The following is a 16,066-nucleotide window of genomic DNA, read 5'->3' on the forward strand; positions in this document are numbered from 1 at the left end:
TACTAGCCGGAATATTTTTTGAAACGTGATGAACTCATGGAATTAATTTTTTTAGGTACTTCAGCCGGTGTGCCAACCCGTACGCGCAATGTCACGGCAATATTGCTTAACCTGCAACATCCGACCCAGAGCGGTCTTTGGTTGTTTGACTGCGGTGAAGGCACCCAGCATCAGCTACTGCATACCGCCTTTAACCCTGGAAAACTGGACAAGATTTTTATCAGTCACCTTCATGGCGATCATCTCTTTGGTTTACCCGGCTTGCTGTGCAGTCGTTCTATGTCAGGCATTATCCAACCCTTAACGATTTATGGTCCGCAAGGTATCCGTGAATTTGTGGAGACCGCGCTGCGGATTAGCGGCTCATGGACCGATTATCCGCTGGAAATTGTCGAAATTGGCGCTGGCGAAATTTTCGATGATGGCCTGCGCAAAGTGACCGCTTATCCGCTGGAACACCCACTGGAATGCTATGGCTATCGTATTGAAGAACATGATAAACCGGGTGCATTAAATGCCCAGGCATTAAAAGCTGCTGGCGTACAGCCTGGCCCACTGTTTCAGGAATTAAAAGCGGGCAAAACAATCATGCTGGAAGATGGAAGGCAGATTAACGGCGCAGATTACTTAGCCGCTCCAGTACCAGGTAAAGCGCTCGCTATTTTCGGCGATACCGGCCCCTGCGATGCCGCACTTGACCTGGCTAAAGGTGTCAATGTCATGGTGCACGAAGCGACGCTGGATATAACCATGGAAGCCAAAGCCAATAGTCGCGGCCACAGCTCTACACGCCAGGCTGCGACACTGGCCCGTGAGGCTGGAGTCGGTAAGCTAATCATTACCCACGTCAGCTCGCGCTATGATGACAAAGGTTGTCAGCACCTGTTACGTGAATGTCGGTCAATTTTCCCGGCGACTGAACTGGCGAATGATTTCACCGTGTTTAACGTTTAACTCTGCTTATTATTAAAAACAGGGCTAAACTTGCCCTGTTATCGCAACCCACGCCACATATATCCACCCACACGGGCATATTGAGCGATTTTTGATATTTATTCATCTCCTTACGCACTATATTCAGAGCAATAAGTTGCCTCTTTTTATCTTCATTCAGCACAACCTTTGCAACTAAAAGGAGCCTATAATGGTTACAGTTGTCAGCAATTATTGTCAATTATCTCAAACCCAACTCAGTCAGACATTTGCAGAAAAATTTACTGTGACCGATGAATTACTGCAGTCTTTAAAAAAAACAGCGTTATCCGGAGATGAAGAAAGTATTGAGTTACTGCATAACATTGCGTTAGGTTATGATGAATTTGGGAAAAAAGCTGAAGATATTCTTTACCATATTGTTAGAAACCCAACAAATGAGACCCTATCGATTATCCGACTTATTAAAAATGCCTGTTTAAAATTATATAATTTGGCACATACCGCAACCAAACACCCCCTCAAATCACATGATTCAGATGATCTCCTGTTCAAAAAACTATTCTCCCCGTCAAAATTAATGACAATTATCGGTGAGGACATTCCTCTTATATCAGAAAAACAGTCGCTTTCAAAGGTACTTTTAAATGATAAGAATAATGAACTGAGCGATGGGACAAACTTCTGGGATAAAAATCGTCAATTAACCACGGATGAAATAGATTGCTATCTTCAGAAGATCGCCGCTAATGCAAAAAATACTCAAGTCAATTATCCTACTGATTTCTACCTCCCCGATTCCAACAGCACTTACCTGGAAATCGCTCTCAATGATAATATTAAGAGCGATCCATTATGGCCGAAAGCAGTCCAGTTATTCCCCATAAATACTGGCGGACACTGGATATTAGTTTCGCTACAAAAAATAGTTAATGAAAAAAAATAACACACAACAAATAAAATGCATCATATTCAATTCATTACGTGCACTAGGCCATAAAAAAGAAAATTCACTTAAGCGTATCATTAATAGTTTTAATTCTGAACTCATGGGAGAAATGTCGAATAATAATATAAAAGTTCATTTAACTGAACCCGAGATAATATTTTTACATGCCGATCTTCAGCAATATTTAAGCCAAAGTTGCGGTGCATTTGTGTGCATGGCAGCCAAAGAAGTAATTGAACAAAGGGAAAGCAATTCTGACAGCGCTCCCTATACGTTATTAAAAAACTATGCTGACAGATTTAAAAAACATTCAGCAGAAGAGCAGTACGAAATTGATTTTCAACATCGACTGACAAACAGAAATTGTTATTTAGATAAATATGGCGATGCAAATATCAATCATTATTATAGAAACTTAGAAATAAAATATTCACCCCCCCAAAATAAAGCATCAGGAAAAAGAGTAAGTTAACATCATTGTTAATTAATTCGACCAGTCAGTAAATATGCTGACTGGTCGAACATAGTTTGCTAAAAAGTCATCACTGACTGATGCCAGTCACACCACCCGCCAGTTCAATCTGCGGGTATTTCCAGCGTATCGCGGCACGCGATTGCTGGTCTGTTGATGTAGTGGATTGTAGTTGCTGACTTTTCTTACCCTCAGATTTCTGCCCCCTGTCAATTCAATCTGCCAATAAATAACATAATTATATTTTTATTCCTCACAGAAATTCCTTTTTAAAAATAGCGAACCCACTGTAAAAAACACTTTTTGTATATCTCTACCAAGCGTAATAAAATAAACGCTCATAATTCATTATAAATAATAATGAAATAACGCCTTTTATTGATAATTTACATATGAAAAAAATTTTCCTTTTGTTATATTATTTCTGTTTTCACTCCCTCTGATTATTTTTTACCAACCCTGGGTCACTGCCTTATCGCCAACGCCCCGACACGTAAGTCCTGAGCAATTAGAAAAAACAGTTCGTTATCTTACACAAACTGTGCATCCACGTAATGCCGGCAATATTGATAATCTGAATAGGTCCGCAGAGTATATAAAAGAGTTCTTTGTCAGTAGCGGTGCCAGAGTTACCGCGCAGGGCGTCCCCGATTGGCTATTACGACTCTGCGCCTGGTAGCCAGGATTACCCTTACCCGGCAATGTCCTGGCTTTATCCCGATCGGGGAGACTTTATTGCCGTGGTCGGCAGAATGCAGGATATCAACGCCGTTCGTCAGCTAAAAGCGGCATTGTTGTCATCTCAGGATTTATCTGTTTATTCTATGAATGCCCCAGGGTTTATTCCCGGCATTGATTTCTCTGATCACCTTAATTATTGGCAACACGATATTCCCGCCGTAATGATTACCGACACCGCTTTTTATCGTAATAAACAATGCCACTTGCCCGGTGATACCGCAGACAGATTGAATTATCAGAAAATGGCTCAGGTAGTGGATGGGGTTATAACTTTGTTATACAACAGTAAATAATAAAATTTCTCGAGGCGGGTCCAGAAAAAGCGACATGTAAATTTTATTTTCTCTCGTCTGTTTTAAGATGCGAAACATGAAATTCAACGGAGGAAAATAAAATGGGAATGATTGGCTATTTTGCAGAAATTGACTCAGAAAAGATTAACCAACTTCTTGAGTCTACTCAAAAACCTTTGATGGATAATATACATGACACGCTTTCAGGATTACGCCGACTGGATATTGATAAACGCTGGGATTTTTTACACTTTGGCCTGACGGGTACATCTGCATTTGACCCCGCGAAGAATGACCCGCTAAGTCGCGCAGTGCTTGGTGAACACAGCCTCGAAGATGGCATAGACGGCTTCCTGGGGTTGACCTGGAATCAGGAGTTAGCCGCGACAATCGATCGACTGGAATCACTGGATCGAAGTGAACTGCGTAAACAGTTTTCCATTAAGCGACTCAATGAAATGGAGATTTATCCGGGAGTGACCTTTTCAGAAGAGTTAGAGGGGCAACTCTTTGCCTCGATCATGCTTGATATGGAAAAATTAATTAGCGCTTATCGGCGTATACTGCGACAGGGGAATCATGCGCTGACGGTTATTGTTGGGTGATGGGGTCAGGGCACCAAAAAAAACCGCCGAACATGTCGGCGGCTTTCTGACTTACGAACTGACAGCTTACATCAGCGGCATTGCTAACCGCACAATGCTAATCAGCGGTTGCGGCCATACACCCAGCACCAGTACCAACAGTGCAGAGATCAGCACCACGATACCGCCCGCGCTGTACTGCCAGTTTGATGGTGCATCGCGACCCGGTTGTTCCGGGGCGTGCAGGTATAAGCTCACCGCCACGCGCAGGTAGTAGTAGAGGCCGATTGCCGAACCGACAACCACGGCACCCACCAGCCACCACAAGTGTGCCTGGACACCGACCGCCAGCACGTAGAACTTACCAATAAAGCCCAGCGTCATCGGGATACCGGCCAGAGACAGCATCATCACCGTCATCACCGCCGCGAGGATCGGACGATGCCAGAACAGACCGCGGTAAGAGAACAGGGAATCAGCATCCGGGCCACGATACGGGCTGGACATCAGGCTGACCACGCCGAACGCGCCTAGGCTGCTGAACAGATAACCGGCCAGGTAAACCCCTACCGCTTCCATCGACATCTCGCCCGTTTGCAGCGCAATCAGCGCCACCAGCAGATAGCCGAGGTGAGAGATAGATGAGTAACCGAGCAGACGTTTGATATTGGTCTGGCTCAGCGCCATCAGGTTACCGAAGATGATGGAGGCAAAGGCGATAATCGCCAGCACCACCCGAATCGCTTCGCTGTCACCCACCGGTGCGTAGAGGAACAGACGCATCACCACACCGAAGATAGCGATTTTGCTCGCCGTCGCCAGGAAAGTGGAAACCGGCGCAGGCGCGCCCTGGTATACGTCTGGCGTCCACAGGTGGAACGGCACCAGAGAGAGTTTGAAGCCGAGGCCAACAATCATCAGGCCGAAACCTGCCAGCAACAGCGGCTCGTTGAGCATACCGTCGCCGAGGTTTTTACCCAGCGCGACAAACGACAGGTCGCCAGACTGCGCATACACCAGCGCCATACCGAACAGCAGGAAAGAAGACGCTGCGGCAGAGAGAATGGTGTATTTGATACTGGCTTCCAGCGAACGTTTCTGGCGGAAAGCGTAACCGACCAGGCCAAACAACGGCAAAGAGATCAGTTCGATACCGAGGAACAGAGACGCCAGATGGTTGGCATTCGCCAGCAGGATCCCGCCCAGGGCGGCAATTAACACCAACAGGTAGAACTCGTCCTTGTTGTCGTTATAGCCTTCAAGCCACGGGTAGGCGAAAGTACAGGTGGCGAGGCTCGCCAACAATACCAGCCCGGTGTAAAGCATGGCGAAACCATCAACGCGCATCAGTGGCGTAACGTCCATAGCGCCCGCCTGGCCGACAAACCAGAGCGAAACCAGCGCCGCGTTAAGCCCAATAACCGAGAGCGTAGCGTTGAGGAAATGATTGCGTCGCCACGCAATGGAGAGCATCACCACCACCACCGTCAAGCCGACGATCAGCAACGGTAGCAGTGCGATCAGGTTTTGTGGAGTTATTGTCATGGCGATTTACGGCCTTGTAGTAGTAACGGAATTAACAAACCACTGCTGGATATTGCCAATCGCGGAGTGCGAGGTATCCAGAATCGGCTGCGGATAGAAGCCCAGCAGTACCAGCAGCACCACCAGCAACAGGATCATAAACAGCTCACGCAGCGACATCCCTGGCAGTTCCTGGCTGGCAATCTGGCTTTTCGCTTTACCGAAGTAAGCGCGATGTAACATCGCCAGCGAATAAACAGAGGCAAAGACCAGCCCAAAGGTAGAGATAACGGTAATCACCGGGACAACCTGGAAGCTGCCGAACAGAATCATAAATTCGCCGACGAAGTTACCGGTGCCAGGCATCCCAAGCGTTGCCACCGCAAAGAACAGCGACAGTGCTGGCAGCCATTTCATCTTGCTCCACAGACCGCCCATCATGCGCATGTCGCGGGTATGGATACGTTCATAAAGCTGACCGCAGAGAATAAACAGACCCGCCGCCGACAAGCCGTGCGCAATCATCTGGATTACCGCGCCCTGGTAGGCCAACTGGCTGCCAGTGTAGATAGCAATCAGCACGAAGCCCATGTGGGAAACCGAGGTGTAGGCGATCAGACGTTTGATATCGGTCTGGGCGAAGGCCATCCACGCACCGTAGAAGATGCCGATAACACCCAGCCACATAGCGATTGGCGCGAACTCTGCCGACGCGTTCGGGAACAGCGGTAGGGAGAAACGCAGCAGACCGTAAGCGGCGGTTTTCAGCAAGATCCCCGCGAGGTCAACGGAACCGGCGGTTGGAGCCTGTGAGTGCGCATCTGGCAGCCAGCCATGCAGCGGTACCACCGGCATTTTCACCGCAAACGCGATGAAGAAGCCCAGCATCAGCAAATATTCCACGCCGTTTGACATTGGCGTATTCAGCAGCTCTTCATAGTTGAAGGTCCAGACGCCAGTCGCATTGTAGTGAACAAAAACCAGCGCCAGGATGGCGATCAACATCACCAGACCACTCGCCTGGGTGTAAATGAAGAACTTGGTTGCCGCCGTGATACGCGTTTTACCGTCAGAGGCTTTATGCCCCCACAGTGCGATCAGGAAGTACATCGGCACCAGCATCATTTCCCAGAAGAAGAAGAACAGGAACATGTCGATGGCAAGGAACACGCCGATAACGCCGCCCAGGATCCACATCAGGTTGAGGTGGAAGAAGCCCTGGTATTTTTCGATCTCTTTCCACGAACAGAGTACCGCCAGCACACCGAGCAGACCAGTCAGCACGACCATCAGCAGCGATAGCCCGTCAATGGCGAGATGGATAGAGATACCAAAACGCGGGATCCACGGCATGTCGAATTCAGACTGCCACTGCGGAATTCCGGCGGATTGCGTCAGTGAATAACCGCCCTGCAACCACAGTTGCAGCGACAGCGCCAGCGTCAATCCCATGGTGATCAGCGCGATCCAGCGCGGCACCTTGACGCCAAAGCGTTCGGTCTGCCAGCACAGGAAGCCGCCAATGAAGGGAATTAATATTAGCCAGGGTAGTAACATGGCGATCTTTATTCCTTGTAAAAGTCCCGTCAGGACCGGATTTTCAACGAATTCTCACGACAGAAAATTCTCTTCGGATTGTGGTTGTAGTGTCGGATGCGCCGCGAAGGCGGCTTATCCGACCTACGTTCTTATATGCCCAGGGGCAAGCCCACAATCCTTAACTCAACGCAGTACCATCAACAGTGCCAGCACCACGACCGCACCGATGCTCATGGATGCCACATACCAGCGCAGATAACCGTTCTCGCTTAACAGCAGACCTTTACCTGCAAAGCGGGAAAGGACAGCCGGGATGTTCATCATTGAGTTCAGCGGATCGCGTTTCAGCAACCAGGCAATACCCAGGAACGGCTTGACGAACACTTTGTCGTACAGCCAGTCAAAGCCCCAGGCGTTGTACCACCAGGTGCCCAGCAGACGGCCCGGCGCACTGTTGGCGATGGAGGTCACCAGAGTACGTTTACCCAGCCACAGCCAGGCAGCCAGCAGAATGCCGACCACCGCGACCACGCCAGAGGTAATTTCCAGGGTCAACATGCTGCCGTGCGCCAGCTCTGTCGTTTGCGGAAGCACGCCCTGCAGCGGCGGTACAATCAGTGCGCCAACGAAGGTGGAAAGGATCAGCAGCACAATCAGCGGCAGGCTGTGAGTTACCCCTTTCACGGCGTGAGCGTGAATTTGTTCTTTTCCGTGGAAGACGATGAAAATCATACGGAAGGTGTAGAGCGAGGTCATAAACGCACCGACCAGACCAGCCACCATCAGATTGATATGACCATTCGCCATCGCACCCGCGAGGATCTCATCCTTACTGAAGAAGCCCGCAGTGACCAGCGGCAGTGCCGACAGTGCTGCGCCGCCCACCAGGAAGCAGAGATAAACCAGCGGAATAGATTTACGCAGACCGCCCATCTTGAAGATGTTCTGTTCGTGATGGCAGGCCAGAATGACGGAACCGGATGCCAGGAACAGCAGCGCTTTAAAGAACGCGTGAGTCATCAAGTGGAAAATCGCCGCATCCCATGCCTGCACGCCAAGCGCGAGGAACATGTAGCCAATCTGGCTCATGGTAGAGTAAGCGAGAACACGTTTGATATCGGTCTGTACCAGCGCGGCAAAACCGGCCAGCAGCAGCGTAACCGCCCCAACAATGCCCACCAGATGCAGAACTTCCGGCGTCATCAGGAACAGGCCGTGGGTACGGGCGATCAGGTAGACACCCGCGGTTACCATCGTTGCGGCGTGGATCAGCGCGGAGACAGGCGTCGGGCCCGCCATCGCGTCGGCAAGCCATGTCTGCAACGGCAACTGCGCAGATTTACCGACCGCACCGCCCAGCAGCATCAGCGTCGCCCACATCAGCATGTTATTGCCATCAGCAAAGTGCGCTGGTGCCAGTTCCACCATTTCGCGGAAGTTCAGGGTGCCCAGTTCGTTGTAGAGAATGAACAGCGCGAAAGCGAGGAACACGTCACCCACACGGGTCACGACGAACGCTTTCATTGCCGCTGCGCCATTCTTCGGATCGGTGTAATAGAACCCGATCAGCAGATAGGAGCACAGGCCCACGCCTTCCCAGCCGAGGTACATTAGCAGCAGGTTGTCGGCAAGAACCAGAACTACCATGCTGGCGATGAACAGGTTGGTGTAAGCGAAGAAGCGAGAGTAGCCCTCTTCACCGCGCATATACCAGGAGGCGTACATGTGAATAAGGAAACCCACACCAGTGACCACCGAGAGCATGGTCAGCGACAGGCCGTCCAGCACCAGGTTAAAACCGATGTTAAAGTCGCCTACCGACATCCACGTCCACAGCGGCTGGCTGTATGCCTGCTCACCGTTAGCGAAGAAGTCAACGCCGATAAAGGCAGTTACCAGCGCCGCCAGGCCCACAGAGCCAACGCCCACGATCGCCGAGACGTTTTCAGACCAGCGCCCACGGGAGAACGCCAGCAGGACGAAGCCAATCAATGGCAAAATAATGGTTAAGGCAAGCATGTTCATCCGCGCATCTCACTTACTGAATCGATGTTCAGGTTCTGGCGACGACGGTGAAGTTGCAGCAGCAGCGCAAGGCCGATACTTGCTTCTGCCGCCGCGAGGCTGATGGCGAGAATGTACATCACCTGACCGTCGGTCTGGCCCCAGTAGCTTCCGGCGACCACAAAGGCCAGCGCGGAGGCGTTAATCATGATTTCCAGACCAATCAGCATAAACAGCAGATTGCGACGGATAACCAGACCGGTTAAGCCAAGAACGAATAAGATTGCCGCGAGGATCAGTCCATGTTGTAAGGGGATCATGCGTGCTCCTCCGTTTTTCTTTTCGCGCTGTCGTCTTTACGATTGCTCAGCACTTCACCCGCACGCTCTTCACGACCAACGTGGAAGGCCACAACCAGACCCGCGAGCAGCAGCATAGAAGCCAGTTCCACCGCCAGTACGTAAGGCCCGAACAGCGTAATACCCACTGCTTTAGCACTGATTGGCGTACCGTCGATACCTTGATCGTTAACACCGAGAATGGCGTAAACAATCACCACCAGCATGATGGCCGACAAAATCGCCGGACCAATCCACACCTGCGGTTTCAGCCACTGGCGTTCCTGTTCGATTTCTGAACCGCCCAGGTTGAGCATCATCACCACGAACACGAACAGCACCATAATGGCACCCGCGTAGACGATAATTTCCAGCGCACCGGCGAAGTAAGCGCCCAGTGAGAAGAACACCCCAGAAATCGCCAGCAGCGAAATAATCAGGTACAGCAGTGCGTGTACCGGATTGGTATGGGTGATCACTCGCAAGGTCGCAAGTATGGCTATCAGGCCACAGATATAAAAAGCGAACTCCATTGCCCCTCTCCTTACGGTAACAGGCTCTTGACGTCGATAGGCTTGGCTTCGTTCTCTGCTTCGCCCTTATCTTTGCCGTCGATTGCCATACCTGCCATCCGGTAGAAGTTATATTCCGGGTATTTGCCCGGACCGGAGATCAGCAGATCCTCTTTCTCGTAAACCAGATCCTGGCGCTTGTATTCCCCCATTTCGAAATCCGGGGTTAACTGAATCGCCGTGGTCGGACAGGCTTCTTCGCACAGACCACAGAAAATGCAGCGTGAGAAGTTGATGCGGAAAAATTCCGGATACCAGCGACCGTCTTTGGTTTCTGCTTTTTGCAGCGAGATACAGCCGACCGGGCAGGCTACCGCGCAGAGGTTACAGGCTACGCAACGCTCTTCGCCGTCCGGATCGCGGGTCAGAACGATACGACCACGATAACGGGGCGGCAGATAGACCGGCTCTTCCGGGTACATTCGCGTTTCGCGTTTGGCGAACGCGTGCAGGCCGATCATCCAGATACTACGAACCTGGGTGCCGAAACCTACTAACAATTCTTTTAAGGTCATGGTCTTATTGCCCCTTATTGCGCCTGCCAGAGAATGACAGCCGCCGTTACCAGCAAGTTGATCAGCGTCAGCGGCAGGCAGATTTTCCAGCCGAAGGACATTACCTGGTCATAACGCGGACGCGGTAACGACGCACGAATCAAAATGAACATCATCATAAAGAACGCGGTTTTCAGCGCGAACCAGATGAATGGCGGTAACAACGGGCCTTGCCAGCCACCGAAGAACAGCGTCACCATCAGTGCAGAGATGGTCACAATCCCGATGTATTCGCCCACGAAGAACAGACCGAACTTCATGCCGGAATATTCAATGTGGTAACCATCCGCCAGTTCCTGCTCGGCTTCCGGCTGGTCAAACGGGTGACGGTGACACACCGCCACGCCCGCGATGGCAAAGGTAATAAAACCAAAGAATTGCGGGATGACGTTCCACACATGCGCCTGGCTGTTGACGATGTCGGTCATGTTGAATGAACCGGCTTGCGCCACCACGCCCATCAGGGAAAGCCCGAGGAACACTTCGTAGCTCAGGGTCTGCGCAGAAGCACGCATCGCACCCAGCAGCGAGTATTTGTTGTTACTTGACCAGCCCGCAAACAGCACCGCGTAAACCGCCAGACCGGCCATCATCAGGAAGAACAAAATCCCAATGTTCAGGTCGGCAACCACCCAACCCGGACTGACTGGCACAATCGCAAAGGCCAGCAGCAGCGAGGTAAAGGCAATCATCGGTGCCAGGGTAAAGATGACGCGATCCGAGAATTTCGGGATCCAGTCTTCTTTAAAGAACATTTTGATCATGTCCGCAACCAGCTGGAGCGAACCGCCCCAGCCAACACGGTTAGGTCCGTAACGGTTCTGGAACAGCCCCAGCAGGCGACGTTCGCCAAAGCTCATGAATGCCCCACAGGTGACTACCACCAGCAGGATCACCACCGCTTTGAGGATGGTCAGCAGGATCTCAATCAGTTCCGGTGATATCCAACTCATTGTTGTGCCTCCTTGAGATCCTCAAGATGCGCGCCCGCCAGCACCGGAGCAATGCCGGACATACCCATCGGCAAGCCCACCTGCCCTGCCGTCAGCCCTTCGGCGATTTCAACCGGCAGCGTGACCGTGTTGCCATCGTAACTAAAGGAGACGCGTGTACCCGCGTTCACACCCAACTTCGCGGCATCCGCTGGGTTGAGTTTGATGTATGGCTGTGGCATACGGCTCTGGAAAACCGGAGCTCGCTGTGACAATTCATCGCTGCCAAACAGGTGGTAGTACGGCGCGATACGCCATTTCCCGTCCTGCGGCTGGAAGCGTGCCGGTACGCTGGTGAAGTAATCCAGACCATTTTCGCTGGTTTCAAACAGACGCACGCCCGGATCGCCAAAGCGCAGTTTGCCGCCCACTTCGTCCTGGAATTTGTTCCACGCCTGCGGGGAGTTCCAGCCCGGTGCCCAGGCAAACGGCACTTGCGAACGGTGCGCGGTCGGCTGGTTGTTACCTTCCATCGAGAAGGTAAACATGGTGTCAATATCCTGCGGCTGACGCGGCTCATGAACGCTGATATTGGCGCGCATGGCGGTACGACCGCTGTAACGGTGCGGCTCACGGGCCAGTTTCTGCCCACGAATACGGAATGTCGCATCCGGCGCAGCATCTTTGATACCCGCCAGTTCCGGGATTTTCGCCACAACAGCGTCAATCACATGGTCGAGCTGCGTCCAGTCCACTTCACGGCTCAGCAAGGTGCTGTGCAGCGAGTGTAACCAGCGCCAGCTTTCCAGCATGACAGTTTTGCTGTCGTAATAAGCCGGATCGTAAACCTGGAAGAAACGTTGGGCACGGCCTTCGTTGTTAATCACCGTACCGTCGCTTTCAGCAAAGCTGGCAGCAGAAAGTACCAGATGGGCGTTTTCCATAATCGCTGTGCGTTGATGGTCAACCACCATCACCAGCGGCGCTTTAGCCAGCGCAGCATTCACGCGGGTAGCAGAAGCGTGACGATGCAGATCGTTTTCCAACACCACCACCGCGTCGGCGCGTCCGGTTTCCAGTTCGGTTAACGCTTCTTCAAGCGAACCGCCACCCATAATGCCCAGCCCCATGCTGTTGACGGAACGGGCAATCATGGTGATACCAACGTCAGCGCCGCGACCTTTCAGGGCTTTCGCGACGTTAGCCGCCGCCTGAATCACTTCAGCGCTACCAGCGTTCGTCCCGGAGATAATCAACGGTTTCTTCGCACCAGCCAGTGCCTGCACGATGACGTCGATTTTGCTTTGCAGCTCAGGTTCGATACCGTCAACCGCTGGCGCGGAGTTATCCAGCGCATGGGCGATGGCAAAACCTAAACGCGCCTGATCTTCAACCGGTGCGCGGTAAGTCCACGCCGCGATATCATCCAGACGGGTGTCATCAACGTTGGTAACAAACAGCGGATGCTTAGCACGTTGACCGATGTTGAGGATTGCCGCAATCTGCCAGTCAGCCACTTTCTGTGCTGCCGCCATTTCGCGTGCTTTACCTTTCACCGCCTGACGAACTGCCAGCGCGACGCGCGCGCCGGTCTGGGTAACGTCTTCGCCCAGCACCAGTACCGCATCGTAAGATTCGATTTCGCGCAGTGCCGGCGTATAAATGCCGCCTTCACGCAGTACTTTCAGCGCCAGTTGCAGACGTTCCTGCTCACCGTGAGCGATACCGGTATAGAAGTTTTCTTCGCCCACCAGCTCACGCAGCGCAAAGTTGCTTTCCACGCTGGCACGCGGAGAACCAATACCGATGACTTTCTTCGACTGACGCAGAATATCTGCTGCGCCCTGCATTGCCTGTTCGGCGTTGAGGGTAATGAAATCATCGCCACGACGCTGTACTGGCTGACGCGGACGATCTTTCAGGTTGACGTAACCGTAACCGAAACGACCACGGTCGCAGAGGAAGTAGTGGTTTACTGTACCGTTGTAACGGTTTTCGATTCGACGCAGTTCGCCATAACGCTCGCCGGGGCTGATGTTACAGCCGATGGAACATTGCTGGCAGATGCTCGGCGCAAACTGCATATCCCATTTACGGTTGTAACGCTCGGAGTGCGTTTTGTCGGTGAATACGCCGGTCGGGCAAATTTCGACCAGGTTACCGGAAAATTCGCTTTCCAGCGTGCCGTCTTCCGGGCGACCGAAGTAGACGTTGTCGTGCGCACCGTAAACGCCCAGGTCCGTGCCGTCAGCGTAATCTTTGTAGTAACGCACGCAGCGGTAGCAGGCGATGCAGCGGTTCATTTCGTGAGAGATGAACGGCCCCAAATCCTGATTACGGTGGGTACGTTTGGTGAAACGGTAGCGACGGAAGCTGTGTCCGGTCATCACGGTCATATCCTGAAGATGACAGTTACCGCCTTCTTCACATACCGGACAATCGTGCGGGTGGTTGGTCATTAACCACTCGACCACACTTTCACGGAACTGTTTCGCTTCTTCGTCGTCAATGGAAATAAAGGTGCCATCGGAAGCCGGTGTCATACAGGACATCACCAGGCGACCACGCGTGTCTTCCGCGTTTTGGTATTGCTTCACCGCACACTGGCGGCAAGCACCGACGCTTCCCAGCGCCGGATGCCAGCAAAAGTAAGGAATATCAAGGCCCAGAGACAGACAAGCTTCCAGCAAGTTGTCCGCTCCGTTGACCTCGTATTCTTTGCCGTCTACATGAATTGTAGCCATTAGCATGCTTCCAGTTTTCTCAGTCAGAGACTGAGCGTTAATCGAAATTCGGTTACCAGCGCTCTTTCAGCAGGTTCGGCTGAATCCCATTAATCAAATGGGTATTGCTGAACGGCTGTTTAATTCCCGCCTCAAATTCTTCGCGGAAATATTTGATGGCGCTCTGTAACGGCTCCACTGCACCAGGTGCGTGGGCACAGAAAGTTTTACCCGGACCTAAGAATCGACACAGTTGCTCAAGTGTTTCGATATCGCCCGGCTGACCTTCGCCACGCTCCAGCGCGCGCAGAATTTTCACGCTCCACGGCAGACCGTCGCGGCACGGCGTACACCAGCCGCAGGACTCACGGGCGAAAAACTCTTCCAGGTTACGCACCAGCGACACCATGTTGATCTCGTGGTCAACAGCCATCGCCAGCGCCGTACCCAGACGGCTTCCCGCTTTACCGATACTTTCGAATTCCATCGGCAGGTCAAGGTGCGCTTCGGTCAGGAAGTCGGTGCCCGCGCCGCCTGGCTGCCAGGCTTTGAATTTCAGACCGTCACGCATACCACCGGCGTAATCTTCGAGGATCTCGCGTGCGGTGGTGCCAAACGGCAGTTCCCACAGACCCGGATTTTTCACCCGACCGGAGAAGCCCATCAGCTTGGTGCCAGCATCTTTACTTTTCGAGATGTTCTGATACCACTCCACGCCGTTAGCAAGGATCGCCGGAACGTTACACAGGGTTTCGACGTTATTGACACAGGTCGGTTTGCCCCATGCACCGGAGGTTGCCGGGAATGGAGGCTTCGAGCGTGGGTTAGCGCGACGCCCTTCCAGGGAGTTGATTAACGCTGTTTCTTCACCGCAGATGTAGCGCCCTGCCCCGGTATGGACGAACAATTCGAAGTCGAAACCTGTTCCCATAATGTTTTTGCCAAGCAGACCCGCTTCGGTGGCTTCGGCAATGGCACGGCGCAGATTCACTGCCGCTTCAATATATTCGCCGCGCAGGAAGATGTAGCCACGGTAAGCTTTCAGCGCAAACGCGGAGATAAGCATACCTTCCACCAGCAGGTGCGGCAGTTGCTCCATCAGCAGGCGGTCTTTATAGGTGCCCGGCTCCATTTCATCAGCGTTACACAGCAGGTAACGGATGTTCATGGATTCGTCTTTCGGCATCAGGCTCCACTTCAGGCCCGTCGAGAAGCCTGCGCCGCCGCGCCCTTTCAGGCCAGCATCTTTCACCTGGTTGACGATCTCGTCAGGCGACAGCCCGGTCAGCGCTTTACGTGCCCCTTCGTAACCGTTTTTGCTGCGGTATTCGTCCAGCCACACTGGCTGTTTGTCATCGCGCAGACGCCAGGTCAGCGGATGCGTTTCGGGAGTACGGATAATGTTTTTCATTTATACCGCTCCAGCAGTTCAGGGATCGCTTCCGGGGTCAGATGTGCGTGAGTATCCTCATCGATCATCATGTTTGGCCCTTTATCACAGTTCCCCAGGCAGCAAGTTGGCAGCAGCGTAAAGCGACCGTCAAATGTCGTTTGTCCTGGTTTGATGTTCAGCTTTTTCTCGAGCGCCGCCTGGATGCCCTGGTAACCGTTGATATGACAGACCACGCTGTCGCAATAACGGATCACATGGCGGCCAACCGGCTGGCGGAAGATCTGGCTATAAAACGTTGCCACACCTTCGACGTCGCTCGCCGGAATACCCAGCACATCGGCGATCGCGTGGATCGCGCCATCCGGCACCCAGCCACGCTGCTTCTGAACGATTTTCAGCGCTTCAATGGACGCCGCACGCGGGTCTTCGTAGTGGTGCATCTCGTGCTCAATCGCTTCACGCTCTGCCGCACTCAGCTCAAAAGCCTCGGTTTGTGGTTGTTGATTCTCGTGCAT

The 16,066-nt window shown here is 52.4% G+C and carries 12 protein-coding genes and 2 pseudogenes; 4 read left to right on the top strand and 10 right to left on the bottom strand.

The genetic code is table 11. The features are described from left to right. Window positions 1–36: 36 nt before the first annotated feature. From rbn to ACJHYW_RS04175, 4 genes and pseudogenes are all read left to right on the top strand, one after another. Window positions 37–954, top strand: coding sequence for a ribonuclease BN (rbn, locus tag ACJHYW_RS04160; protein WP_001361549.1), 918 nt, complete (start codon window positions 37–39; stop codon window positions 952–954). A 190-nt stretch (window positions 955–1,144) separates the two neighbouring features. After that, window positions 1,145–2,354 (top strand): annotated as a pseudogene (elaD, locus tag ACJHYW_RS04165) (deubiquitinase ElaD). A gap of 415 nt (window positions 2,355–2,769) precedes the next feature. After that, window positions 2,770–3,388, top strand: a pseudogene (locus ACJHYW_RS04170) (hypothetical protein). 101 nt (window positions 3,389–3,489) lie between these two features. Further along, window positions 3,490–3,993, top strand: a complete 504-nt coding sequence (locus ACJHYW_RS04175; RefSeq protein ID WP_000525376.1) for a YfbM family protein — start codon at window positions 3,490–3,492, stop codon at window positions 3,991–3,993. A 66-nt stretch (window positions 3,994–4,059) separates the two neighbouring features. Here the strand turns inward: ACJHYW_RS04175 and nuoN are convergent, their stop codons facing one another. From nuoN to nuoE, 10 genes are all read right to left on the bottom strand, one after another. After that, window positions 4,060–5,517, bottom strand: coding sequence for an NADH-quinone oxidoreductase subunit NuoN (gene nuoN, locus ACJHYW_RS04180; RefSeq protein WP_000156701.1), 1,458 nt, complete (start codon window positions 5,515–5,517; stop codon window positions 4,060–4,062). Between the two features lie 6 nt (window positions 5,518–5,523). After that, entirely contained in the window at window positions 5,524–7,053 is a 1,530-nt protein-coding gene (gene nuoM / locus ACJHYW_RS04185) for an NADH-quinone oxidoreductase subunit M (RefSeq protein WP_000926437.1), read from the bottom strand. Between the two features lie 165 nt (window positions 7,054–7,218). Next, window positions 7,219–9,060 carry an NADH-quinone oxidoreductase subunit L gene (nuoL, locus tag ACJHYW_RS04190; protein WP_001056618.1) on the bottom strand — a complete coding sequence of 614 codons (1,842 nt, stop codon included), beginning with the start codon at window positions 9,058–9,060 and terminating at the stop codon, window positions 7,219–7,221. Then, the gene (gene nuoK, locus ACJHYW_RS04195) at window positions 9,057–9,359 is read right to left on the bottom strand and encodes an NADH-quinone oxidoreductase subunit NuoK (RefSeq protein WP_000612644.1); all 303 of its coding nucleotides are present in this window, start codon (window positions 9,357–9,359) and stop codon (window positions 9,057–9,059) included. The genes nuoL and nuoK overlap by 4 nt, the downstream gene beginning before the upstream one ends. After that, entirely contained in the window at window positions 9,356–9,910 is a 555-nt protein-coding gene (gene nuoJ, locus ACJHYW_RS04200) for an NADH-quinone oxidoreductase subunit J (RefSeq protein ID WP_000393511.1), read from the bottom strand. Before nuoJ ends, nuoK begins: the two co-directional genes overlap by 4 nt. 11 nt (window positions 9,911–9,921) lie before the next feature. Next, complete coding sequence (gene nuoI, locus ACJHYW_RS04205) at window positions 9,922–10,464, bottom strand: NADH-quinone oxidoreductase subunit NuoI (RefSeq protein ID WP_000172749.1); 543 nt, start codon at window positions 10,462–10,464, stop codon at window positions 9,922–9,924. A 14-nt stretch (window positions 10,465–10,478) separates the two neighbouring features. After that, the gene (gene nuoH / locus ACJHYW_RS04210; protein ID WP_000118507.1) at window positions 10,479–11,456 is read right to left on the bottom strand and encodes an NADH-quinone oxidoreductase subunit NuoH; all 978 of its coding nucleotides are present in this window, start codon (window positions 11,454–11,456) and stop codon (window positions 10,479–10,481) included. Further along, a complete protein-coding gene (gene nuoG / locus ACJHYW_RS04215) occupies window positions 11,453–14,179 on the bottom strand; it encodes an NADH-quinone oxidoreductase subunit NuoG (RefSeq protein ID WP_001296257.1) in 2,727 nt (908 codons plus the stop codon). Before nuoG ends, nuoH begins: the two co-directional genes overlap by 4 nt. A 52-nt stretch (window positions 14,180–14,231) precedes the next feature. Beyond that, the gene (gene nuoF / locus ACJHYW_RS04220) at window positions 14,232–15,569 is read right to left on the bottom strand and encodes an NADH-quinone oxidoreductase subunit NuoF (RefSeq protein WP_000789500.1); all 1,338 of its coding nucleotides are present in this window, start codon (window positions 15,567–15,569) and stop codon (window positions 14,232–14,234) included. Continuing rightward, on the bottom strand, window positions 15,566–16,066 hold the full coding sequence (nuoE, locus tag ACJHYW_RS04225; RefSeq protein WP_000545042.1) for an NADH-quinone oxidoreductase subunit NuoE: 501 nt from the start codon (window positions 16,064–16,066) through the stop codon (window positions 15,566–15,568). The genes nuoF and nuoE overlap by 4 nt, the downstream gene beginning before the upstream one ends.

Source organism: Escherichia sp. WS3063 (genome assembly GCF_046486595.1).
In the GTDB taxonomy this organism is placed as follows: Bacteria; Pseudomonadota; Gammaproteobacteria; order Enterobacterales; family Enterobacteriaceae; genus Escherichia; species Escherichia coli.

What these genes read in the sequence shown, in the direction of transcription:
- rbn (WP_001361549.1), top strand. Translation starts at nt 37, where the DNA reads ATGGAATTAATTTTTTTAGGTACTTCAGCCGGTGTGCCAACCCGTACG.
- ACJHYW_RS04175 (WP_000525376.1), top strand. Translation starts at nt 3,490, where the DNA reads ATGGGAATGATTGGCTATTTTGCAGAAATTGACTCAGAAAAGATTAAC.
- nuoN (WP_000156701.1), bottom strand. Translation starts at nt 5,517, where the DNA reads ATGACAATAACTCCACAAAACCTGATCGCACTGCTACCGTTGCTGATC.
- nuoM (WP_000926437.1), bottom strand. Translation starts at nt 7,053, where the DNA reads ATGTTACTACCCTGGCTAATATTAATTCCCTTCATTGGCGGCTTCCTG.
- nuoL (WP_001056618.1), bottom strand. Translation starts at nt 9,060, where the DNA reads ATGAACATGCTTGCCTTAACCATTATTTTGCCATTGATTGGCTTCGTC.
- nuoK (WP_000612644.1), bottom strand. Translation starts at nt 9,359, where the DNA reads ATGATCCCCTTACAACATGGACTGATCCTCGCGGCAATCTTATTCGTT.
- nuoJ (WP_000393511.1), bottom strand. Translation starts at nt 9,910, where the DNA reads ATGGAGTTCGCTTTTTATATCTGTGGCCTGATAGCCATACTTGCGACC.
- nuoI (WP_000172749.1), bottom strand. Translation starts at nt 10,464, where the DNA reads ATGACCTTAAAAGAATTGTTAGTAGGTTTCGGCACCCAGGTTCGTAGT.
- nuoH (WP_000118507.1), bottom strand. Translation starts at nt 11,456, where the DNA reads ATGAGTTGGATATCACCGGAACTGATTGAGATCCTGCTGACCATCCTC.
- nuoG (WP_001296257.1), bottom strand. Translation starts at nt 14,179, where the DNA reads ATGGCTACAATTCATGTAGACGGCAAAGAATACGAGGTCAACGGAGCG.
- nuoF (WP_000789500.1), bottom strand. Translation starts at nt 15,569, where the DNA reads ATGAAAAACATTATCCGTACTCCCGAAACGCATCCGCTGACCTGGCGT.
- nuoE (WP_000545042.1), bottom strand. Translation starts at nt 16,066, where the DNA reads ATGCACGAGAATCAACAACCACAAACCGAGGCTTTTGAGCTGAGTGCG.